Below are 23,105 nucleotides of genomic sequence, written 5' to 3' on the forward strand. Positions count from 1 at the left end.
CTTTTGATGGGTTATCTATGTGAGTGATAAATGTGCACAAATGCGCTGTAACAAACAGCACACCACTGCTGAACACGAAACGCGCAATTATACACAGTGTAGCCGCTTACAGGCAAATTTGCTGAGCTGGATTTTGCCTTTAATACAAACTTCTCAGCTCTTTTCTTTCTTCCGGTGTCAATGGAGGCCCGGTGCGATCACGTGCTACCAGTTCCTCTCTTCGTTGAACAAGCGTCTCTTCTTTTAACTTCACCATGATGGCTGGTATTTCTTGCGCCATTTCCTCAATCGGAATCACCGGTGTGTCATTGATGAGTTTGTTCAAATGCGGTTCATATTGTGTTCCGCGCCAATGCTCAATAAGAGCTCCTGTCGACATGTGGGGGTTGTTGCGCAAAATTTCAAGCATTTGATACAAAAGATCTTTACCTGCCACTCTGGATTTAGGCAGCCAGTCATAGTCGTCAATGGTTTCGACATAAGAGCCTTTGTGCAGCAATACTTTGATGATCTTACGAACCGGGGTTAGCTGACTCATCGAAGAGGCTTTTTGCGCAGCAGGAGCAGGTGCCGGAGTTTGCGGCTGGTGTTCATCGAGCAATTGGGTCAGCTTTTGTTCACTTAACCCTACATCTTTAGACAAGCTGGCCAGAAATCGTTCACGATGAATGGGATCTTCAATTTGATTCACAAAGGGCTTGGCGATATTGGCCAGTTTGCCAGGCCCTTCAAAGGTGTTGAGATCCACTTGCGATTTCAGATGTTCAAATAAAAATTCGAACAACGTTGGTGCTTTTTGTAGCTGCTGACTAAAAGCATCTGCGCCTATTTTTCGCACCTGTGTATCAGGATCTTCACCATCAGGTAAAAACATAAAGCGAATTTCGCGATTGTCGCGAATATGATTGAGGCTTTGATTGAGCGCTCTCAATGCAGCGTCACGTCCCGCTCTATCACCATCAAAACAAAAGATGATTTTGGGGCATACTCGGAACAGTTGGTGAATGTGAGCGCTGCTGGTGGCAGTACCTAAGGTTGCGACGGCATTCCGAATACCAAACTGGGCTAGAGACACAACATCCATATAGCCCTCAACCACGGTTATCCATTCGACTTTGCGATTGGCTTGTCGAACTTCATAGAGACCGTAAAGTTCTTGCCCTTTATGGAAAATCTCAGTCTCGGGTGAGTTGAGGTATTTGGGCTCGCCTTTATCCAACACTCGGCCACCAAAGGCAATGACACGGCCACGGCGATCTCGAATGGGGAACATAATACGATCACGAAAGCGATCATAATGATTGTTTTCTTTTTGTATCAGCAGTCCACAATCGACCAGAGCTTTGTTCATTGAGGGCTGTTGCCCGAAAAGCTGAGACAGGCTGTGCCATTCGTCTGGCACAAAACCGAGTTTAAAGTCTTTGGCGATTTCGCCACTCAAACCTCGGTTCTTCAAATACTCAATGGCGCGTTCGTGTCCTGGTTTGCGTAACTGTTGTTGATAAAAAACAGCAGCTCGTGACATGAGTTCATAAAGATCATGAGACCACTGGCGTTGCGGTTGTTCCTGAGCTTCTCGTGGCACGTCCATGCCCAGATTGTGTGCCAAATCTTCGATAGCATCGACAAATTCCAGTCGGTCATATTCCATCACAAAGGTAATGGCGTTACCGGTGGCACCACAGCCAAAGCAATAGTAGAACTGTTTTTCTGGACTGACTGAAAAGGAAGGGGTTTTTTCGTTATGAAAAGGGCAACAGGCTTGGTAATTTCGACCTGCTTTTTTGAGTTGCACTCGCTGATCGATAAGCTCGACAATATCGGTTTTGTCGAGCACATCGTCAATAAAGCTTTTGGGAATTCTTCCTGCCATAAAAACCCGGAATGGTAATTTATGTAAATCATTCACTCATCACTGAGTGAGAGCCGGGCTACTGGCTTATGACAAGCGAGCTTTGATCAGCTTGCTTACCGCGCCCATGTCTGCGCGACCCTGCATCTGGGGTTTTAGAACACCCATGACTTTTCCCATGTCTTTCATGCTTTCTGCACCGGTTTGAGCAACGGCTGCTTCGATAGCAGAGTTGATTTCTTCTTCGGTGAGCGCTTCGGGAAGGAAGTCTTGTAAAACAGCAATTTCTGCCTTTTCGACAGCAGCCAGATCGTCGCGACCAGCTTCTTCATACTGCTTTAGAGATTCTCTGCGTTGCTTAACCGCTTTATCAAGAATAGCCAGCACGGTTGCATCGTCGGCTTCTTCACGGTTATCAACTTCGTATTGTTTCACGGCTGCGAGAAGCATTCGAATGGTGCCAAGGCGATCTTTCTCCTTGGCACGCATCGCATCTTTCATCGCATTTTTGATGGTATCAAGTAATGCGGCCATATCAGCTTAAGGTACCTTAATTAGTACAAACGGGTACGTTTGAGGTTTTCACGCGACATCTTTTTCAAGTGACGCTTAACTGCTGCGGCTTTTTTACGTTTGCGAACTGAAGTTGGCTTTTCGTAATGTTCACGACGACGAACTTCGGCCAGAATACCGGCTTTCTCACAAGAACGCTTAAAACGACGCAGAGCCACATCAAACGGCTCGTTTTCCTTTACCTTAACGCTTGGCATGAAAAATCACCACCTTAAATAGTTTAATTAAAAAAATGATTGACCAAAAATTGGTCCTCCTCTCGGAGGGCGTGGATCTTAATGCTTTTTGGGGTTGATTGCAAAAACTTTAACCAGATTTTAGCGGTTTTTAGTCTTTTGCGATAGGAAGTCTGTCGTAAGAGCGGGTTGCTGTTCCCAAAGTGCTTCAAGGTTCAGTTAGGCGGCCAGCAAGCTAATCCCCGGAGCTTAGATAGACTAAGTGATTGGGGGGAGCGCGCGCAGCCAGCACCGCTGCACCTTGAAAGGCGATGGGGATAGATGTCACTGGTTAAGGGAGGTATCATTAGGTAGAACGTCTTATTAACTGGAACTCCCCTTAAGTTATGAAAGTATTAGGTATCGAAACCTCTTGTGATGAAACAGGTATTGCGATTTATGATTCAGAAGAGGGAGTGATTGCACAGGCACTTTATAGCCAGATTGAACTGCATGCTGAGTATGGCGGTGTGGTGCCAGAGCTGGCTTCACGGGACCACATCCGCAAAACGGCATTGTTAGTCAGGCAGGTGATGAACGAGGCTCAACTGGAAGCTACCGATATTGATGGTGTGGCTTTTACCCAAGGGCCGGGGTTGGTTGGTGCTTTGTTGGTGGGTGCCACACTGGGCCGTAGCCTGGCTTTTAGTTGGGGGTGCAAAGCCATTGGTGTCCACCACATGGAAGGCCATCTACTGGCGCCTATGTTAGAAGATAATCGTCCTGAGTTTCCTTTTGTTGCTTTGTTGGTATCTGGCGGCCATACCCTGCTGGTTGATGTCAAAGCATTAGGCGAATACGAGATCCTGGGTGAGTCTATTGATGATGCTGCCGGAGAAGCTTTCGATAAAACAGCCAAAATTATGGGGCTGGGCTACCCTGGCGGGCCACAGTTGGCTGCATTGGCAGAAAAAGGCTCTGCTGGAAGATTTCGCTTTCCGCGGCCGATGACTGATCGACCCGGTCTGGATTTCAGTTTCAGTGGGCTAAAGACTTTTGCTGCGAATACCTTGCGCGACAACGATGACGATGAACAAACCTTGGCTGATATTGCTTACGCGTTTCAGGAAGCCGTTGTGGATACCCTGTTGATAAAGTGTCGTCGAGCATTGAAAGAAACAGGGCATAAACGTTTAGTGATAGCGGGTGGTGTAAGTGCTAACAAACTGCTTAGAGAAGAGTTAGGCAAGTACATGACGAAAATTGGAGGAGAAGTGTTCTATCCTCGTCCGGCCTATTGCACGGATAATGGCGCTATGATTGCTTACGCTGGATTTTGTCGTCTACAAGCTGGTGCCGAAGATGGAATGGGGATTCAGGCAAGACCTCGTTGGCCGATCAGTGAGTTAGAGCCTGTATAAAACGCTTACCTATAGAAACAAGTCTGCTGTTTCAGGATGCTTTATTACCTATGCTAGATTCGTCACCGGACAGCAGTTTTCGAATATTGCTGTGGTGGCGAATAATCAGCAAAGCGCACATAGTCACCAAATAAGGAAATTGCTGTGGGAAGAAGAACCAGGAAAACATCGGAATAACAAAGGCTGTTATCAGTGCCGACAAAGAGGATATCTTGAAGGTGAAGGCACAAATCAACCAAATGCCTGTGGCGAGCAGTCCCAATTTAAAGTTAAGGGCTAGCAGTACACCAAAAAAGGTGGCAACACCTTTGCCACCTTTAAAATGAAAATAAACCGGAAATAAATGCCCGATGAAAGCTGCCAGGCCAGCCGCTGCGGCTGTCGTGACTGGGTAGTTCATAGCTAACAGTGCGGCCACCGGAATGACACCTTTAAGCATGTCTCCCAGCAAGGTTAACAATGCCGCCTTTTTGCCCCCAATGCGAAGAACATTAGTAGCGCCAGGATTCCCTGATCCTGTATCGCGCGGATCACCATAGCCAGATAAGCGACATACGAGTATGGCGCTTGATATCGAACCTAAAAGGTAAGATAGAAAAATAATGGCAATAAATGAGGTTTCCATTGGTTTCGCTGCTATTGTGGGTGTCGCAATGTTGCGACCTCGTTATAATGGAGCATTAACGGCGCTTTGAATATCAGTACATGATGCAGATCTGTATTAACGAAAGCAAGAGGCAAATTCTCACTGTAGAATAAAACTCAACAATCGATAAGCTCGATTAACTTAGATAGGTTGACTGACAAAAAAACAAATATACCCGTCGCCTTTCAAGATGCAGCGATGTTGGCTGCGCGCACTCACCCCAATCACTTAGTCTATCTAAGTTCAGGGGATTCGCTTGCTGGCCGCCTACCTGTATCTTGAAATACTTTGGGTAAAGAAATGGGTGTAAAAGTTTATGGATGTAGTATTTATTGAAAACCTGGTCATAGAAACGGTGATTGGTATTTATGGTTGGGAACGCAAAATTAAGCAAAAAGTAGCGTTTGATATCGAAATGTCGACGGACATCCGACCTGCTGCTGCGACCGATACGATTGACGAAGCTTTAGATTACAAAGCCGTTGCAAAGCGTATCATCAGTTTTGTTGAAAACAGTGATTTTCAGCTGGTAGAAACCATGGCTGAACGTGTGGCTGAAATAATTATAAAAGAATTTGGTGTTAAAAAAGTAAAACTCAAATTAAGTAAGCCTGCTGCAGTGAGTGGCTCTGATGCTGTGGGTGTCATGATTGAACGAGGCGAAGCGAGTTAAGTGGAAAGGGTATTCATCAGCATTGGTACCAATATTGAACGACGTAAACATCTAAAGTTTGCTCTGGATGCTTTGTATGGTCGATGGGGGTCGTTGCAGCTTTCGTCTGTATATGAAAGCGAAGCCGTTGGATTTGTGGGGGATGACTTCTACAACATGGTGGTAGGATTTAAAACCACTGACTCTATTGCTGACCTCAATACTGAGTTTAAGGCCATCGAATTGGAAGGTGGTCGTGATCGCCATGCCGCTAAGTTCAGTGCACGAACCATCGATATTGATCTGCTTAATTATGGCGACAAGATTTATGCTGAGCCTGTGGCGTTACCTCGCGCCGAAATTTTACACAACGCTTTCGTGTTGTTGCCTTTTTACGAGCTGGCTCCCGACTGGATCCATCCCGAACAAGGTGTTTCTCTATCTAAGTTGTGGCAGGCATTTGATCAACACAGCCAGCCGCTTAAAAAAATCGAAGACCCTATCGACATGAGCCCATATAAGCAATGAAAAAAACAGCATTGGTAACGGGCGGCGCTATTCGAATTGGACGCGCGATTGTGGAAGCCTTGGCCGAAAGTGGCTATCGCGTCATTATTCATTATGGGCATTCAGAGACGCCTGCAAAGGAGTTATCGCAATGGATGACAGAGCAGCAATACGAGCATTGTTGTGTTCAATGTGACTTGAGTTCTCCTGAAAGTACCGATCAGCTTTTTTCTTTGTTGCCGGAGTCTTTTCGATCTCCTGATGTGTTAGTGAATTCGGCAGCGGTTTTTCCTGAAGGTGATGATTGGCAGCATTTGCCTACTCACTGGCAAAGCATTATGAACATTAATGCTTATGCGCCTTTGTCTTTGAGCCGACAGTTTGCGTTGCAGAACCAAGGTGGGCATATCATTAATATTTTAGATGCTCGTTTAAATCGTCCTATGGGTGACCACTTTGTGTATCGAATGGCAAAAGGTGTGTTGCACGATGCCACACTCAATCTGGCGCGAGAGCTCGCGCCAGACATTCAGGTCAATGCTTTGGCTCTGGGTGCGATTTTGCCACCACCAGGAAAACCGCAAAGCCATCTTGAGCGTTTAAAAGAGAGCATTCCTTTAAACCGTGTGGGTGATTTATCCATGGTACAAAGTTCGGTTTTATATTTGTTGTCTCAACCTTTTTTAACCGGACAAATTATTAAGCTCGATGGCGGAGAATTTTTATAAGATGCATCGCCCATGTTTTGAAGACTATTGTCAGTTAGTCCGCAATCAGTGTTATTCCCTTGGTGATTTACCTTTGCCGTCAGAAAGCCAACTGGCAACCAGCTATCAGTTATGCTTACAAATGATCACCGCTGCGCAAGCCAGTGATGAGCAGGCGTTAAGTTTTGCTGAGTTTGTTCATCGGGCACTTTATACGTCCGAGCTGGGATATTACGTTAACGGTCAACTGCCATTTGGTGAGCTGGGGGATTTTGTTACCGCGCCAGAAATTTCTTCGATGTTTGGTCAGTTTGTGGCAAGTAGTCTGTTGCCTGTATTGCCACATGTCGATGAATGCATTTATGAGTTTGGAGCAGGCTCTGGTCAACTGGCCGCTCAAATATTGCTGTATTTAAAGTCGATAGATTTTCCACTAAAACACTATTTTATTATTGAAGTCTCAGCGCCCTTACGCGCACTCCAACAGGAAACTTTAACGAAAGCGGGAGTTTATGACCCGGATATTGTTCAGTGGCTATCTGCACCGCCTGCCAAAGAGTTTAGCGGATGCGTACTGGGTAATGAGGTTCTCGATGCCATTCCGTCCCATCGTTTTAAGTGGGTTGAGGGTGAGGCTCAAGAGCAGAAAATACGTTGGAGTAAAGAAGGATGGCAAACAATTTGGAGTTCTCGTTTATCTGACGAGCTAGAACAATGGTTAATGCAGCATAGGGATAAACTGCCTAAAACTGAGCAGGTTGTTTTTGAGGCATCGCCCTGGCGTAGTGGGTGGTTGGCGACCCTGTCGCAAACCTTGTCAACAGGGGCTATTGTACTGTTGGATTATGGTTATGCGGCGGATGAGCTATTTCATCCACAGCGGATCGATGGCAGCGTTCAGTGTTTCTATCGCCATCGTCGTCATGTTCATTTTGAACAGCTAGTGGGATTGCAGGACATCACGACTCACGTTAACTTTTCTGAGTTATGTGGCATGGCCGAATCTTTAGGGTGGGAGTTAACGGGTTACTGTTCTCAAGCCGAATATTTATTAAGTAATGGTACCCATTTGAATATGGCCGAGGAGTCATCACTTGTGCAGCGTGTTGAGCGTTCTCAGAGTTTACAAAAACTGTTGTTGCCATCAGAAATGGGTGAGAGTGTGAAAGTCATTGCCTTTGTTAAAAACATCAGCGAGAATGCTCGGCCATCTGTCCCTGATACATTAGAGTCGAGGTTGTAACATGACAAAGGTGCTTAATTCCTTATTGGTTGTATTGGTGCTTTGGGCCATCCCTCAGACGGTTTGGGCGGTTGAACCTCTCGATTGGAAAACCCATGGTTTGGGTGCCTTAGTAATCGCTACGATTGGCGCTATTATTCTGGCTAAACGCAATCCTCGTATCGAGAGTGTACATGGGCACATTTTTGGGTTCGGCATCTATTTTTGGGTGATTATGTTTACAGAGGCGATTCTGTACAGCATTTATTACGTGACCCTTCGTTAAATTTTTATTTCCAGACTGATATTTGAGGCAACAATGGACTGGTTACAAATTATCCTTCTCGCTCTGATCCAGGGGCTTACTGAGTTTTTACCGATTTCGAGCAGCGCTCACCTGATTTTGCCTGCGCAAATATTGGGATGGAAAGATCAAGGCCATGCCTTTGATGTTGCCGTTCATGTGGGAACCCTGACTGCCGTTCTGGTGTATTTTCGAGAAGAAGTGGGCAGTATGATTGCGGCGTTTTTTCGCTCTGGATTTAAAAAAGACATGGAGCAAGATGCCCGCCTGGCATGGGCCGTCATTTGGGGAACGGTACCGGTAGGATTGGTTGGTCTTGCTTTTAGTGTTTTTGATATTGTTGATCTTTATTTAAGAAATCTTCCGGTGATTGCTGCGACCACCATTATTTTTGCTCTGTTATTGGCTTATGTCGAAAAACGAGTAAAGCGCGAGCGTAACGAATATCAGATGACCTGGAAAGATGTTGCTGTTGTTGGCTGTTGTCAGGCATTTGCTTTGATCCCCGGAACCAGTCGCAGCGGTGCCACCATCATGGCGGGATTGTGGCTGGGGCTTACACGTCAAGCTGCGGCAAGATTTTCTTTCTTGTTATCTATCCCGGTCATTATCCTGTCCGGTGGACTAACAAGTCTTAAGTTAGTCACACAGGCTGAACCAGTAAAATGGGGAGCCATGCTGGCAGGGTTCGGCATTGCTGCCGTCAGTGCGTTTGCCTGTATTCATCTATTTCTAAAACTGATTGATCGCATCGGCATGATGCCGTTTGTCTGGTATCGGCTGGCAATGGGAGCTGTGTTGATTGGATTGATTATTTGGGGATGAGCTTGACTGTTGGCTTGTGAGACTGCTAGAAATAAAGATTAGAGCTATAATTTAGGCAACTTAAGTTAAGGAGAGTAAAACGCGTTGATACTTTCGATTAGGAAAGAGGTCGCACTACTCTTACTTCTTATATCTTGTTCTGTTTTTTCAAGTGACGGCTCGATATTAAGGAGCCCCGAGCTTTTCATTCATAAAGGCCTATCTGAAAAAGAAAGCATAACGGTTTTTTATCAGGATTCAGATGGATTACTTTGGCTGGGTAGTGAATACGGAGTCTTAACATTTGATGGTAAGAACGTCGAAAGACTTAACCCTGGTGATCCTGAGCAGGAGTTCAGCATCACGCGAGTGAACGCCATCGTCGAGTTTAAAGATAAGCTATGGATTGCGGCAAGTAACCAGCTCATCACTTATTCTAAGGAAACGGCCTCTCTGGCAAATGTTTCTCCTGACTTTGATACTGGAGAGTTACTATCATTCTTTGTCGATAATCAAAATATCTTATGGATTGGAACTTCTAAAGGCGTCCTTCGCTATTTTCACTCTCGTAACTCGTTTGAGTATGTTGCTTTTGATAGTGTTGTAGAAAGAGAACTTCACCTTCCATTAGAAGATGGTCAATGTATCCTCAAGGATGGCAATCGCTTATTGGTTGTAACTGGAAATGGAGTGATTGTTTCTATAACCTCTGATACAAATGAAATAGAAATTGATAGTTATATACAGTTAGGGTTGGTTCATCAATGCACTCAGGACAGTCGAGGCATTTGGCTATCTTCAGATAGTGGTTTATGGCTACGCTCCGTTACGGATAAACAGGTTTCTCAAATTTATGCCGAGAATGTTAGAGGGAGTGCTAGTTTGGAAGGGCAATTGTGGTTCTCATCTAATGAAACTTTGTGGCAAATGTCTTCGGACACTAATATTCCTGTAGATATTGGTGACGGTGGTTTTTCCAAACTCTTTTTAGATAACGAGGGCACACTATGGGCAAGTAAAAGTGAAGGGGGAATTTATCGGTATGCTCCCAGTGCGAATAAGTTTACAAATTTATTATTATCGGATGAAAAGCTTTACATTGAAGATGTTCTAAGAGTGAAGGAGCAGTTTTGGATAGCAACATCGAAAGGGCTATACGTGTGGGATGGTAAAAGCGCATTTTCAAAAATACTGGAGCAGCGTCGATTTATCCTTTTATATAAAGGAGTCGAAAATATTATTGGCGTATCGGAGCATTCTGTAACTTGGATTGATCCTCAAACTGGAAGTATAACCAGACAGGTCCCTATTGTCTCTACTAAAAAAAGTGGGTTAAAACCGACTTCTGTAGTAGAAGACAAGCAGTCAAGAGTCTGGATTGGATTGTCTGGAGCCAGAAACAGTAACATTCTTTTTATTGAGAATAGTAGCGTTGAATTTAAAGCATACCAGGGGGCTGGTTTTGAAAGTTACCTTTCTGCTAACTTCCTTAGCATTACTCCTGATGCAAATAATAAAGGAATCCGAATTTATGCTGATGCAATGAGAGAGGCTAGGATAGAAACAGAAAGCTTGGAGCTTTCTCCAGTTCTGGAGCAGAAGCCGCCATTTAAAGAATTAAGGAAAGTGAAGTATGAGCAGGGACGTGTAGTCTTGTTCCATAATGATAATGATATTTCACTTGGTAGAGCTGATAAAGAAGCTGGCCTTAACCATCTCGAGTTACTTAACTCTCCTGTGGCGAGTGTAGAATGTATTGTAGAGCAGTCTAATGACGTTCTATGGCTCTTTGATCGGGCTGGCTTATTATGGCGATGGTTACCAAAACATAATAAACTAACCGAGTATAATCAAGATGATGGTTTACCTGAGTCAGGTTTAACTGGCGATTTTTGTTACTATGATAAAGATAATCGTCAGCTATTTTTCAGCGCTAAAAATAGTATTGCAACAATTAACGTTAGAAGTATCAAAGAGAATAAAAAGGCGCCAACAACTTATTTGATTCAGGCCCGTGTTAATCGCTCCTCTGTTAATATTGTTAATGACTCATTATACCTGAATGAAGATGATCATCTGCGTATTGAAGCAAGAAATAGCAGCTTGGTATCTCCTGACAAAAATCAATGGCTATGGGTATTGAGTGGGAAAGGAAATATTTATAAAGGAAAAGAGCAAGAGTTTAATCTGGCTAGCATTTCTACTGGTGAATATACATTGACTTATTCGTCATCCAATAATGATGGCGTGTGGGGAAGTGAACGTAGCTTGAGAATTTTCGTCAAACCACCCTTTTGGAAAAGTAAGCTGGCTATTTTTCTTTATATGATCATGGCTATTGTATTCATTGGCATCTATGTTTTAAGAAGTCACTATCATCGAGAGTTGCTAAAAAGAAAAGTCGAAGAGCGAACTCGAGAAGTCTCTAGTTTGTTAAAACAAAAGGAACGTCTTTTTACAGGGGTGTCACATGAATTTAGAACGCCTATTACTCTAATTATGGCTAATGCTGAAAAAATAGACTCTCAACACTCGAAAGTTTCGCAGCAGTTAAAAGCTAATGCTCGGCATTTACTTAATCTGGTAGAAGAGTTATTGGAGTTTTCTGTCAGTGGTATTAGAAACGAAACTAGTCAGGTCACCATCGATCTTTCCGCAGCAACAAAAGCCATTGTATATTCTTTTAAAGAACTCATTATCTCTTCAGGTTTAAGAGATAATATCCATATCGATAGTAGCGTCGTTTCGAAAGTTGCCTACGGAGACTATGAAAAAATTCTATCTAACTTGCTTACTAATGCTGTGAAGTATAATGTCTCAGATGGTTGGATAAGTGTTGAACTATCGGCTGATAGCGAAAATATATTGCTTTCAGTAAAAGATGGCGGTGTGGGGATAAAAGAGGGAGAACTGGATAAAATATTTGAACCACTATATCGATCGCCTGACATTTCATCTATTGATGGCAATGGGATCGGGCTATCGCTTGTTAGTGAGTTGGTAAAGAAGAATAACGGAAAAATAGTTGTGAGGAGTCATTATGGCAAGGGTAGTGAGTTTTTAGTAAAACTTCCTGCTGCCTCTGTTTCGTCTGAGAAAGAGATTGAAAGTCAATTTAAGGTCAGTGTAATTGATAAGGCTGCTTATCCTGTTCAACAAGCTCACTGTGATGAGCTTAGGCTGGTAGAGCCTGTTGATTACGATGATTCCAAACCTATTGCCCTTATTGTCGAAGATAACATCCACCTCAGAGAACTTATTTGCGACTCTGTATCTGAAGACTTTTCAATTTTATCAGCCGAAGATGGAGCTCAGGGTATTGAGCTAGCACTTGCTCATGTTCCAGATATTATCGTCTCAGATATCATGATGCCAAAAAAAGACGGATTTTCATTATTAGAAGACATTCGAAATAATAGATTAACATCACACATTCCGCTCATTTTGTTAACTGCAAAAACAGACTTTGAAAGTCGATTAAAGGGCTGGGACGAAATGGCTGATGATTTTATTACTAAGCCTTTCAGTGCACATGAACTAGTTATGCGGATGAGGGCGCTAATATCTATTCGGAACATTCTGAAAAACCAGTATAGTAGTTATATTGAAAATGAGAGGCGTGATTCAGGAGCGGTATCAAATGTTCCAGAAAAAGATGCTTTATTTGTTAATGAGCTGGATTCTGTGGTAGAGAAGTTCTATGCCGATGTAGAGTTTAAAGTCGCGCAACTTGCTCAAAATATGAGTGTTAGCGAACGCCAGCTGCATAGAAAGCTTAAGGCAAGATTTGATATTACCCCTACCGAGTACTTGAGAAATTATCGTCTGGAGAAAGCCAAGTTAAAGTTGATTGAAGGAGAGGGGGCGAGCATCGTTTGTTATGAAGTTGGCTTTTCTTCTCATAGTTATTTTACTAAGTGCTTTAAAGCAAAATATAATGTATTGCCTTCTGATATCTATGAGTTAGATAGTTAGTTGAGTTAGGCGGTTAATTGAGCTTCGGAGAAATATCATTGGAAACTTTATATAAATACTGATTTCCAAACTTCTCCGTATGATAATAAATCCACTTTCTACTTTGACTGAGGAAGAAATTTCCTGCCATGAAGTTTTTTTGGACGGTTGATACTTTTAGGCTTGATAAATCTAGCGTTTTTAATTCATTGCCACTTAAAAAGTAAAGCTCCCGCCTGTTAATGATTAAGTTACTGATTTTTGAGTTTAATTCTATCAGATTTTGATGTTTATCGATTGAGTATGTCCATAGGCCGGGCTTTTGCTCTTTGGTATAGTAAAGAGTCTGAGTTCTTGTATCATAAGTTAACTCTTCGGGATCGTCGATAGGCAGATGGGTAAACTCCAGTGTATTTATATTAATATTAACCACGCCTTTTTTATTGTTCGCTGTGACGGTGGCTAATACATTATCTTTATTTTTCCATATAACACGATGGAAGTAAGTGTTATTCTTATCAATATAGCGAGTGAGGTAGTGACTACTGTCAAGATCTATAATGACCAGCTTATTAGAGTTAATGCCGAGTAGTCTGGTTGAATCGGCACTGAGACTTATATTTTCAATGAAGGTATCCTTTGCAAAGTTTGAAATCCTTTTGGCTTTATTATTGCTCTCCTTTAGCCATAATTGGCGACCAGATTCTTTATAAGATACCCAGATGATTTTCTTCTCATCATGGCTAACAATAGGATTTTGTTCTGATGCTATTGAAGCTTCTACAGACTCTGTGATTTTTCCATCGTAAGAAGTTCGGTAAATATCTTTTTCAGTAAATGATGACATTATTAAGCAAATTCCCATGCTTGATAAGTTCTCTCCAAATAAAAAGGGATCTCTAAATTTAATTTTTAAAGTAAGTACTTTAGATACTTTATGTGACTCGATATTTAGTGAAGAAATTGTGCGTTTATTGCTTCTGAAAACCACCTTCTTGCTGTCTTTTGACCAAGATAGTCGAGATAAAGTAAGTGGGTTGTTGTGAAGATGTGTAAAGGTGTTACTTGTTAAATCATATATCCATATTTCTGTTGTTCTAAAGTATCGACTCCTTAATACGGCCAGTTTCTTTTGGTCAGGGGATAAACTAAAAAAGTAATCTCCTTTACCATCATTAGGAGGTGTTAGTAGGCTTTTAATCTCTCCACTTTTTGTATTAAGTCGATAAATACTCAATGGACTCCTGGTTGAGCTGGCTTTATTAAAAATTACGATATCTTCAGATACTTTTAACGAAGATGCCTCAAAGGCTTTATTGTCATTGCATGGCATTAATTGAGACGACTGAATTACCTGTTCGTAAGAAGGAGTTAAGTCAGCTATAAAGTAACCGCAGGAGTTCTGGTAATGTTTTATATAGGTAATTTGGCTGCCATCATACGACCACTCAGGCTGAAAGTAAGAGGCCTCCCCTGATAGTAAACGAAAACTTTTTTTCCTGATGGTATCAAAAGTCCACACTTCCCAATTTTTTGAAGTATTGTTTATATGACTATATAGAATGTAGCGCCCGTCTGGTGATGTTGAAGGAGCTATTTCCAATCCTTGATGTAGAGTCATCGGTTCTAACTTATAGGCCAATGCACTTTCTGAAGGACTTGTGGCATAAAGGAAGGTCGAGTAGAACAGGCTCGCGTAAAAGGTGAGCTTGATCAGGTTTATCCGTTGTTTTACAAACTGTAGATTCGGAGACAGTGTCATTTATGATTTCTTGTTGTTAACCGATGTAGATTCTTGAACTTTGGCAATTCTTTCTTTTTTGATTTGCTCGCCAATGGCCTTGCCTTGAAACCCCTTTTTAATAAAAGCTTGAGCGGAAACTGGAGCGCTCACTTCTAATGCTGATAATAAAAAGTGTCGTTGGGGGTAGTCTTTGTTTTCGAAACCAGTTCGGCCGCGAAAATCTGCTTCGCAGGCAAGAATAAATTGCTCGAATACATGAGGGTGACGGTAAGCTCCAGTATTCTCCATCAGCGTCACTATGGCGGTGGCGTCCATTTCGAAAATACGATGCAGGTGCAAATGATATTCCGAAGCGATTTGCGCCAGTTGCTGATATTTCTTAGGAATTCTTAGCCGTTTGCAGGCAGCTTCAATAAGAGGCACTCCAGATTTTTCATGGCCTCGATGACTGGGCCACTCTTCTTTGGGCGTTAGCCCTTTACCCAAATCATGGCATAGAGCGGCAAAACGTACCTCGGTTGAATCAGAGAGTTTGGCGGCTTGTTCGAGCACCATCATGGTGTGAATGCCGGTATCAATTTCTGGATGCCACTCTTCTGGATTGGGAATGCCCCAGAGTTTTTCCAGTTCTGGAAAAAAGCAATTCAAGGCATTGCAGTCGTGAAGCACCTGAAAGTAGATATGAGGCGAGGGCTCCGATAAAGCCCTGACAGTTTCTTTCCACAGACGTTCACCACTGAGGAGTTCTATTTCTCCTGAGTGAGCAAGTTCTTGCATCAGGGCAAAGGTCTCTGGCGCAATGGTAAATCCCAGTGTGTGATAGCGGGCGGCAAAACGTGCGACTCTTAGAACCCGCAGAGGATCTTCGACAAAAGCCGGTGACACATGTCTGAGAATTTTGTTTTTGATATCTGAGATGCCGTGGTAGGGATCGACAAGCTCACCATCGTGTTTTTGTGCAATAGCGTTAATGGTTAAGTCGCGCCGCATCAAATCTTGCTCGAGAGTCACATCGGGCGCAAAGTAGCACTCAAAGCCCTGGTAGCCCTGGCCTTGCTTCTTTTCGGTACGTGCCAGAGCATACTCTTCTTTCGTTTCTGGATGTAGAAACACAGGGAAGTCTTTGCCAACCTGTTGATAACCTTCTGCTAGCAGTTCTGCTGGCGTCGAGCCGACAACGACCCAGTCATTATCTTCACTGGGACGGTCTAGTAACTTATCGCGGACAGAGCCGCCAACGAGGAATACTTCTACAGCCATGAAATCTCTCTATACCCGTTGTCTCTCGAACTACACGGTTGGTGACCACGTTAGCTCTCAGTTCGTTGGGTGAGAGCTAGCTCCTGGGATTATTTGCCGCCTGCGCACCATTTAAAATACTTAAGGTAGCTATTCTGAGCGTGCAGCCATAGGGCGGTTATCTTCTACTTTAGCTATTATAGTGAAGTCTGAGAGGGCATAAAATAGAATCCGGTTATTAAGAGAGAGCTAACCCCGTCATCTTTCTAGTATTTTGGGTAAATTAAGAGGTTGGATGATAAGAGATGGCATTGAGCGGGAGAATGCGACATAAACTAGAACTGTTGTATTTGGTCACAGGTTATCCACAGGTTTGTTAATTTTGACATTCAGTGCTGTGGTTGGCGTTTTCTCTAACCGAAAGTGGTATGCTTGCACGTTAACTATTTGATGAATGGAATCATTCATTGTTTGGCTGGTCAATGCAGGGGCAAGCCTTTTATAATTTAAGTAAGTTTTTAGTTGGATTTTGAGCATGTACGAGAGTTTTTTTGGGTTAAAAGAGTTGCCTTTTTCGATTGCACCGGACCCGCGTTATCTCTTTATGAGTCAACGGCACAAAGAAGCATTAGCTCATTTGGCTTATGGTATTCGTCAGGGAGCGGGATTTGTTCTGCTGACGGGGGAGGTAGGTACTGGTAAAACGACCATCTGCCGCCAAATCTTACGTAAGCTGCCCGATAATACTCAGCTGGCTTTCATTCTTAATCCTATGTTGAACGCCAATGAGTTGTTGGCCACTTTATGTGATGAGCTGGGGATTGAGTATGATGAAAAAAATTATTCTCTCAAACAGTTAACAGATAACCTCACGAATTATTTGCTGGATTGCCATCGACAGAACTTTAACGTGGTGTTGATGATTGACGAAGCACAAAATCTGGCTCCTGAAGTGCTTGAGCAAATTCGCTTACTCACTAACTTAGAAACCGATCAAAAGAAGTTGCTGCAAATTATTCTGGTGGGACAGCCAGAGTTGCAGGAGTTATTGGCACGTAAGGAGTTGCGTCAGTTAGCACAGCGAATTACCGCTCGTTATCATTTACGACCATTAAACTTGCAAGAAACTGCGGTCTATATTCAGCACCGTTTGCGCATTGCAGGTTCTCACTCCAAGTTATTTTCAAAACAATCTGTTAGAAAAGTTTTTCAGCTGACGGAAGGTGTTCCGCGTTTAATCAACACACTCTGTGATCGTGCCATGATGGCTGCCTATAGTGCTGAAAAAAGAGTGGTGAGTGAAGCTTGCGTGAAGGCTGCAGGCGCCGAAGTATTGCATTTGCAAAACATGGCTACGGAGCCGAAGAAAAAAGTCTCATTACCTTGGAAAATGCCCGTTGCTGTTGTGGTGACTTTGATTGTCGGCGTATTTCTAGGGCGTTGGTTTGCGGGTGGCGATTCGCAAGAAGCGGTCAATGTTGATAACCACGCTGACACTGTAAAAACAGAAGCGGCGACAACACCAGGGTGGGAGTCGCGCAAAGATATTTTTGACCTCATTATGCGTGGCAGCGATGTTAGTCGTTCAGAAGATGTGGCGCGGAGCTATTTAGCGTCACGTTGGTCAGTAGATTACGATGAATCTCGTGATGGGGACTTTTGCCGATATGTTGCGGACTATCGTTTGTTATGCGAAAGCGGGATCTCTGACTGGCAGGCTATCACTAGCTACAATCGTCCAGCGGTTCTAAAGCTGGAAGATGGTCAAGGCCGAGTAAGTTGGGTTACTTTGCAGGGTGTTGTTGAAGATAAAGTCGATATCGAAACCTCAACCGGCCAGCGTCGTGTTAAGCTGGATTGGTTATTGGCGGTGTGGACTCGCCAGTTTGTTATTTTATGGCAAGCGCCTCCTGATTATTTGCGTCCCATAAGAAAAGGTGATCGAGGCGAAAATGTTAATTGGCTAGCTAAGCGAATTGCCTTTGTTTATGAAGATAAGTCGATCAACGATATCGATTTGTTTGATGAGTATTTGCAAGATCTCTTGATGGATTTTCAGAAACGACATGGTCTGAAAGCTGACGGAATTGCGGGTATGAATACATTAATCCAGCTGAATACCTCAACGATTGACGGTATTCCCCGTCTTATTTAGGTTACCGTATGTCGATTATTTTAAATGCATTAAATAAAGATAATCATGAGGCTCAAGATTCTGAGTTTGGCCATGACATTGCGAGCGAAATCGATGAGTCGGTGATTACTAAAGATGAATCTTTTTCATCCAATGATAAGACGCTTTATTTTTTGTTAACGGTTATTGCGCTCCTGTTATTGGTTATCGTCGTTTTTATGGCTATCGATAAGTTTAGTCAGCCAGCAACCGTTGTTGAACCCGTTCGTTCTGAGCCCGTTAGTCAGACTCCACAAACGAACGAACAAGCTCGTACTGTTACTCCACCGACGCTAGAAAGCCGAAGTGAAGAATCTCAGAGTTCGTCATCATCTCCTTATTTTGAATCTTATGCCGCCGAAAAAAGTGTGGTAAAACCTCAGCAGAATGTTAAACGTGCCGTGGTGCCTCGTAAAACCGTTAGCTCTCAGGTGGTAAAAGATCCTGCGCCCACTCCTGTGTCGGAGCCTGTTGAGTTAGAAGCGCCTGCACAACCAGAAATAGCGGGTGACATTATTAGCTTCGATGATTTATCTGCGCAGCAAAAACTCTCAATGGCGTCGGTGCGTATCGATGCTCATGTTTATTCTGAAAATCCAGGTAAGAGCTTTATTTTCTATGCCGGCAAGCTAAAGCAAAATGGCGATCTGTTAGCAGATGGCTGGGTTCTAAGCGCTATCGAAGAAGATGCCATCATTGTTAGCAACGGTATCCTTATTGTGCGTAAGAAAGTTAACCAGAATTAATAATAAAAAAGAGGATAGATAATGGGCGTTTTAAAAAGATTGGTTATTGCCTTTGTAGTGCTCATCGCTTTGATCTGTGTTGGCGGATTGTTTATTTCGCCACAATATGAAGTAAAGCGACAGATTGAAGTGAGATCATCGGCAGATTATGTTTATCAACATGTTGCGGATTTAAAAGCTTGGCAAAAATGGGGTGTATGGTTTAAGCGCGATCCTGACATGAAAGTTGAATATTCCGGAGCTAGTCAGGGTGTAACGGCAAAATCTAGCTGGAAAAGCGAAACACAAGGTTCTGGTGAGATGACTATCACCCATGCTGAGCCTGCAAAAATGATTCAGTACAATCTGTATTTTCCAGATATGGATATGACATCTATTGGCAAGATGACGTTTACTCAATTAGATAATGGCAATACCTTGATTGAGTGGAGTGACAGTGGTGATATGGGATATAACATTGTGAACCGCTACTTCACTCTGTTTTTGGATGATATGTTAGGGCCGGATTTTGAAGAGGGTCTTAAAAATCTTAAGGCGTTAACTGAAAAATAATATTAAGGCTTAGTGGCCTGAAGTTGCTGTTCTATGGCAAATGCCACTAAGCTTGCTTTTGCGCAAAGTGTTCTAAATCTTCTGGGACTAAAGGCTTACTGTAATAATATCCTTGAATTTCATCACAGCCATAGCTTCTAAGTAATTCGAGTTGTGACTGAGATTCTACCCCTTCTGCTATCACCACCAAGTCCAGGTGTTTCGCTAAATCAATAATGGTTCTAATGATTGCTTTATCGGCTTTGTGGGTCGTTATATTGTCGATAAAGGATTTATCTATTTTTAGTTTATCGATAGCAAAGGATTTTAAGTAGCCTAACGATGAATAGCCTGTTCCGAAATCATCGATGGAAAGTTTTACGCCTATCCTATGAAGTTCTTCTAAGATAGTGACTGAGCGCTCAATATCATTCATCAAGACGCCTTCTGTGATTTCCAGCTCGAGGTGTTTTGGAGGTAATCCTGTTCGAGCCAGGATATCTTCTACCGATTGCAAAAAATTGCGATGGAGAAACTGCAAAGGCGATATATTCACGGCGCAAATGATTTCTTTTTCTCCTGATTCAATCCATTTACGAGTTTGGTAGCAGGCTGTCTCTAAAATCCAGGCTCCTAGCTCCACAATCAATCCGCTGTTTTCTGCAACAGGAATAAATTCTACGGGAGAAATAAAGCCCTGCTTATTGTGCTGCCAGCGTACCAGCGCTTCTACTCCGCGCATGGTTCCTTGTTGTGCACACATTTTGGGTTGATATACCAAAAAGAATTCTTCTGCATGTAAACCAAAACGTAAGTCCACTTCCATGGTGAGCCATTTTTGCTCATTGACCATCATATTGGGGTTGTAGGTGAGAAACTGATTGCCTCCATTGCCTTGTGCCATAGAGTAGGCGGCATCAGCATTGCGCAAGAGGCGATTGTAGTCGGAAGTATCCTCGGCACCATAGGCGGCTCCAATACTCAGGTTTAAATAAAAGTGTCCATGACTGATGGCAATAAAGTTATTCATTTCGCTTTGAAGCAACTGAACAAATTGATGAGTGATGCGCGTGGTGTTTTCAGCTTCTGTAGGTTCGAGTAGAGCAACAAACTTAGCTTCAGTAAATCGATAGAGTGTTATGGATACTGGATGTTCATGAAGGCTCTCGATGACCGTTTGCATTTTTTTTATAATCGCAATGATAATTTGGTCTCCCACTTTAAATCCGTGAGAAGCCGTTACTTGATTAAAGCGATCAATACCAATCAATAATATGGCTATATTTTTTTGATCAGAAAGAGTCAACTTTCGTTGTGAGTCTGTTTCTAGTTTTTTTCGATTAGGCAATCCCGTTAATGGGTCATGGTAAGCCAGGTACTCTAACTCTTGCTCTGTGCGTTTTCGTTGTGTGATGTCTTCAAGGTAGATAGTAAAGGTTTCGACATCTTCTTGCTTATACAGTATGCAAAGAAAACAGTAGCCTTCTATTTCATGCAGCCAGGTAAGGCGTGTTATGGAATCTTGTTTTGAACGAGTGATGTGTTCGTCAATGTCTGTGGGTAACAGAGAGGCTTCTGAGAGTCTTTGTTGATAGTGAGTCCAAGATGGATTTTTGTAATGTAAGTGTCCATTCCAATCCATACTGGCTACCGGATTGGGGTTGCGTTCGACAAAGAGGGCCAGGCGTTTTTTTTCTCTCGCCTCGAGCAGGTATTGCCTTATTTGCATTCCTGTCGCAATCGAAATCAGGATGGTTACGAATGTAAAGATAAACACCAGCGAAGACATCTTGGCAAGTGTGTTGGTGCTTTTGTGCTTGTCGAGCTCAACATGGTTTTTAATATCGGCAACCAGATTGTCGAGCAGTGGCATGGTTCTTTCACCCAGATGAGTGACGGCTTTCAGTTGATCTCTAGCCTCATCCCAGTCTACTTTAGCTGGCATTAGTGTTTGGTCAATCTGATTGGATAGTTGCTTTAACAGAATAAAGTTTTCTTTGACTTTGTTAAGTGTTGTTTGGTCGTTCAGTCCTGCTAGAGAGTTTAAATTCGTTTCAATAGTCCCTGATATTTGGTGGTAGTTGGAGAGATAAGTCTCTCTTTCTGTTGTGGCGTAGTACTCGTACAAGACTCGTTCGAGTTCAACAAACTTTTGTCGGATGAGCGAAATTTTTTGCAGCTGGGGGATGCTGTAGATAACCAGGTTATTATTGGCTTTTTCGATTTGTTGCCCCGAGTGATAAATGAAATAGGAGAGCGTCGCACCTGATAGCGCGATAAGAATATAGATTACGACGACTTTATATCGAGGCATCAGTTTATCGTTGGCAAAGTTAAAGGTAACTAAAGTATAGTGTTTTTCTACTAAACTGACGGTGACAGGGATACTTTGTTACTTTTTATTTGCGATAAATTGTAGATGCCTCTTTATGCAATGGGGTTGTGGGATACGAGACTTCGCAACAAATTGTTTTTTAAGTTATTTTTTTGCGCTTTAACTAACCCTAAAGGCTTATCTTTATAACGAACGATTACCTCACCATTTTGCTCTAAAGCATTTTCCAGATTTCTACCTTGGAGGTATTCCCGAGTGTCTTCTGCAGAAAGCTCTGCAACATTCGAGGTGGCGTGGCCGCCAAATACGATGGCAAAATCGTGACTACTGCGTGTTTGTTGTTTATGTAGTTCACACAGCTTGAAGCCTGAGCGGTTGAGTTTGATGGGGGTGGCAATCTGGGTGGTTGCGTCAGGGAATAACCAGACTTCTTTGTCTTTTTGCCATAAATGATTTTTCTGATCAGAAAAATCGATGCCAAAGTGCTTCAGATAGTACTCTGTTACCTGTTGGAAGTTTTTGCGACTGATGGGAGTGTAAGGCCATTTGGTGGGAGCCGGAGTCTGATATTGATCTGCACTGAGTTCACCTTGTTTTCTAAAGGCCGCAACAAAGAAGCCTTCGGAATCATAAATGTGTGGGAACACATGCAAATAGCCTTCTGGGGTTGTACACTCATTCGCACCCGCAAATAAATTTGTCAGGGGCTGTATTGTCATATCTTGATAGTGTTCTAACAGGTAATCGCATACATCTTGATTCTCTTCTCGAGATAAGGTGCAGGTCGAGTAAATCAGAGTGCCGCCGGGGGCAAGAGCTTCGTAAGCACTGCTGATAAGTTTTTTCTGAATCTCAGATATGTCTTCCAGTGCCTGTAAGCTCCAGTTATTCAGCGCATTGGGATCTTTTCTTAAGGTTCCTTCGCCACCGCAGGGAGCATCCAATAAGATGGCACTAAAAGTCTCTTTGAGTCGGTCGCCCAAAAGGCTGCCGTCCATGTGGGTCAGACATACATTTTTAACGCCACAGCGTTGTACGTTTGCGTGTAATGCTTTCAATCGTGAGGAAGATAACTCATTGGCAATCAGCGTGCCTTCGTTGTTCATGTAGGCTGCCAGCTGAGTGGTTTTTGAGCCGGGTGCTGCTGCCATATCGAGGAGCAGATGAGGTTCATCACACTGCGACATCAGAGCGACTGGAGGCAACATTGAACTGGCCTCTTGGATATAGAACAGGCCTTGTAAGTGCTCAACAAAATTGCCCAGCGATTGAGTATCTTCTTGCTCTTTACTTCGTACAATCCAGAAACCTTCGTTGCACCAGGGGATGGGAGTCAGCTGCCAATCGAGTTGTTCGGCTCGAGTTTTAAAATCTTCGACGGATATCTTGAGTGTGTTGACGCGGATACTTTTTCTTAATGGTCGGTCACAAGCCGCTAAAAAGGCTTCCATATCAAAATCGTTATCAACTTGCGATTGTATGTGTTGAATGAATGCAGGTGAAGTCATTGTCATTTGAGAGCAGTGGCGCTTATTATTTT

General features: G+C 43.0%; 19 protein-coding genes. 11 read left to right on the plus strand and 8 right to left on the minus strand.

Going from position 1 to position 23,105, the window contains the following annotated elements; all coding sequences use genetic code 11:
• Positions 1-139: 139 nt before the first annotated feature.
• The 3 genes from dnaG to rpsU all read right to left on the minus strand — a co-directional run bounded on the left by dnaG (position 140) and on the right by rpsU (position 2,622).
• Positions 140-1,873: a DNA primase gene (gene dnaG / locus NH399_RS15050; protein WP_253041472.1), complete on the minus strand. Its 1,734-nt coding sequence runs from the start codon at positions 1,871-1,873 to the stop codon at positions 140-142.
• A 66-nt stretch (positions 1,874-1,939) separates the two neighbouring features.
• The gene (locus NH399_RS15055) at positions 1,940-2,386 is read right to left on the minus strand and encodes a GatB/YqeY domain-containing protein (protein ID WP_253041473.1); all 447 of its coding nucleotides are present in this window, start codon (positions 2,384-2,386) and stop codon (positions 1,940-1,942) included.
• Positions 2,387-2,406: 20 nt separating this feature from the next.
• Positions 2,407-2,622: a 30S ribosomal protein S21 gene (gene rpsU, locus NH399_RS15060; RefSeq protein ID WP_253041474.1), complete on the minus strand. Its 216-nt coding sequence runs from the start codon at positions 2,620-2,622 to the stop codon at positions 2,407-2,409.
• 365 nt (positions 2,623-2,987) lie between these two features.
• Here rpsU and tsaD point away from each other — a divergent pair, with 365 nt between their 5' ends.
• Positions 2,988-4,001 (plus strand): tRNA (adenosine(37)-N6)-threonylcarbamoyltransferase complex transferase subunit TsaD, encoded by a 1,014-nt coding sequence (gene tsaD, locus NH399_RS15065; RefSeq protein WP_253041476.1) that lies wholly within the window; start codon positions 2,988-2,990, stop codon positions 3,999-4,001.
• Between the two features lie 31 nt (positions 4,002-4,032).
• Here tsaD and plsY read toward each other — a convergent pair whose 3' ends face one another.
• On the minus strand, positions 4,033-4,626 hold the full coding sequence (gene plsY, locus NH399_RS15070; RefSeq protein ID WP_253041478.1) for a glycerol-3-phosphate 1-O-acyltransferase PlsY: 594 nt from the start codon (positions 4,624-4,626) through the stop codon (positions 4,033-4,035).
• A 337-nt stretch (positions 4,627-4,963) separates the two neighbouring features.
• Here plsY and folB point away from each other — a divergent pair, with 337 nt between their 5' ends.
• From folB to NH399_RS15105, 7 genes are all read left to right on the plus strand, one after another.
• A complete protein-coding gene (folB, locus tag NH399_RS15075) occupies positions 4,964-5,320 on the plus strand; it encodes a dihydroneopterin aldolase (RefSeq protein WP_253041480.1) in 357 nt (118 codons plus the stop codon).
• Complete coding sequence (gene folK, locus NH399_RS15080) at positions 5,321-5,827, plus strand: 2-amino-4-hydroxy-6-hydroxymethyldihydropteridine diphosphokinase (protein WP_253041482.1); 507 nt, start codon at positions 5,321-5,323, stop codon at positions 5,825-5,827. It begins immediately after the preceding gene.
• On the plus strand, positions 5,824-6,534 hold the full coding sequence (locus NH399_RS15085) for an SDR family oxidoreductase (RefSeq protein ID WP_253041484.1): 711 nt from the start codon (positions 5,824-5,826) through the stop codon (positions 6,532-6,534). Before folK ends, NH399_RS15085 begins: the two co-directional genes overlap by 4 nt.
• 1 nt (position 6,535) lies before the next feature.
• A complete protein-coding gene (locus tag NH399_RS15090) occupies positions 6,536-7,756 on the plus strand; it encodes a class I SAM-dependent methyltransferase (RefSeq protein ID WP_253041486.1) in 1,221 nt (406 codons plus the stop codon).
• A 1-nt stretch (position 7,757) separates the two neighbouring features.
• On the plus strand, positions 7,758-8,021 hold the full coding sequence (locus tag NH399_RS15095) for a hypothetical protein (RefSeq protein ID WP_253041488.1): 264 nt from the start codon (positions 7,758-7,760) through the stop codon (positions 8,019-8,021).
• A 33-nt stretch (positions 8,022-8,054) separates the two neighbouring features.
• Complete coding sequence (locus tag NH399_RS15100) at positions 8,055-8,864, plus strand: undecaprenyl-diphosphate phosphatase (protein ID WP_253041490.1); 810 nt, start codon at positions 8,055-8,057, stop codon at positions 8,862-8,864.
• An 84-nt stretch (positions 8,865-8,948) separates the two neighbouring features.
• Complete coding sequence (locus tag NH399_RS15105; RefSeq protein ID WP_253041492.1) at positions 8,949-12,818, plus strand: ATP-binding protein; 3,870 nt, start codon at positions 8,949-8,951, stop codon at positions 12,816-12,818.
• Positions 12,819-12,831: 13 nt separating this feature from the next.
• Here NH399_RS15105 and NH399_RS15110 read toward each other — a convergent pair whose 3' ends face one another.
• Both NH399_RS15110 and NH399_RS15115 read right to left on the minus strand, forming a co-directional pair.
• Positions 12,832-14,559, minus strand: a complete 1,728-nt coding sequence (locus tag NH399_RS15110; protein ID WP_253041494.1) for a hypothetical protein — start codon at positions 14,557-14,559, stop codon at positions 12,832-12,834.
• Entirely contained in the window at positions 14,560-15,801 is a 1,242-nt protein-coding gene (locus NH399_RS15115) for a multifunctional CCA addition/repair protein (protein WP_253041496.1), read from the minus strand. It abuts the gene before it with no gap.
• 514 nt (positions 15,802-16,315) lie between these two features.
• Between NH399_RS15115 and NH399_RS15120 the strand changes: the two genes are divergently transcribed.
• The 3 genes from NH399_RS15120 to NH399_RS15130 are packed head-to-tail and all read left to right on the plus strand — an operon-like array spanning position 16,316 to position 19,251.
• Positions 16,316-17,935 (plus strand): ExeA family protein, encoded by a 1,620-nt coding sequence (locus tag NH399_RS15120; RefSeq protein WP_253041498.1) that lies wholly within the window; start codon positions 16,316-16,318, stop codon positions 17,933-17,935.
• A gap of 8 nt (positions 17,936-17,943) precedes the next feature.
• Positions 17,944-18,699, plus strand: coding sequence for a general secretion pathway protein GspB (locus NH399_RS15125; RefSeq protein ID WP_253041500.1), 756 nt, complete (start codon positions 17,944-17,946; stop codon positions 18,697-18,699).
• Between the two features lie 21 nt (positions 18,700-18,720).
• On the plus strand, positions 18,721-19,251 hold the full coding sequence (locus tag NH399_RS15130) for an SRPBCC family protein (protein ID WP_253041502.1): 531 nt from the start codon (positions 18,721-18,723) through the stop codon (positions 19,249-19,251).
• Between the two features lie 46 nt (positions 19,252-19,297).
• Here NH399_RS15130 and NH399_RS15135 read toward each other — a convergent pair whose 3' ends face one another.
• Together NH399_RS15135 and rsmF are read right to left on the minus strand one after the other, a co-directional pair.
• On the minus strand, positions 19,298-21,544 hold the full coding sequence (locus tag NH399_RS15135) for a bifunctional diguanylate cyclase/phosphodiesterase (protein WP_253041504.1): 2,247 nt from the start codon (positions 21,542-21,544) through the stop codon (positions 19,298-19,300).
• 113 nt (positions 21,545-21,657) lie between these two features.
• Entirely contained in the window at positions 21,658-23,079 is a 1,422-nt protein-coding gene (rsmF, locus tag NH399_RS15140; RefSeq protein ID WP_253041506.1) for a 16S rRNA (cytosine(1407)-C(5))-methyltransferase RsmF, read from the minus strand.
• Between the last annotated feature and the right edge of the window lie 26 nt (positions 23,080-23,105).

Origin of the sequence: Pleionea sp. CnH1-48 (assembly GCF_024124665.1) — a bacterium.
Taxonomy (GTDB): Bacteria; Pseudomonadota; Gammaproteobacteria; order Enterobacterales; family Kangiellaceae; genus JAMXSB01.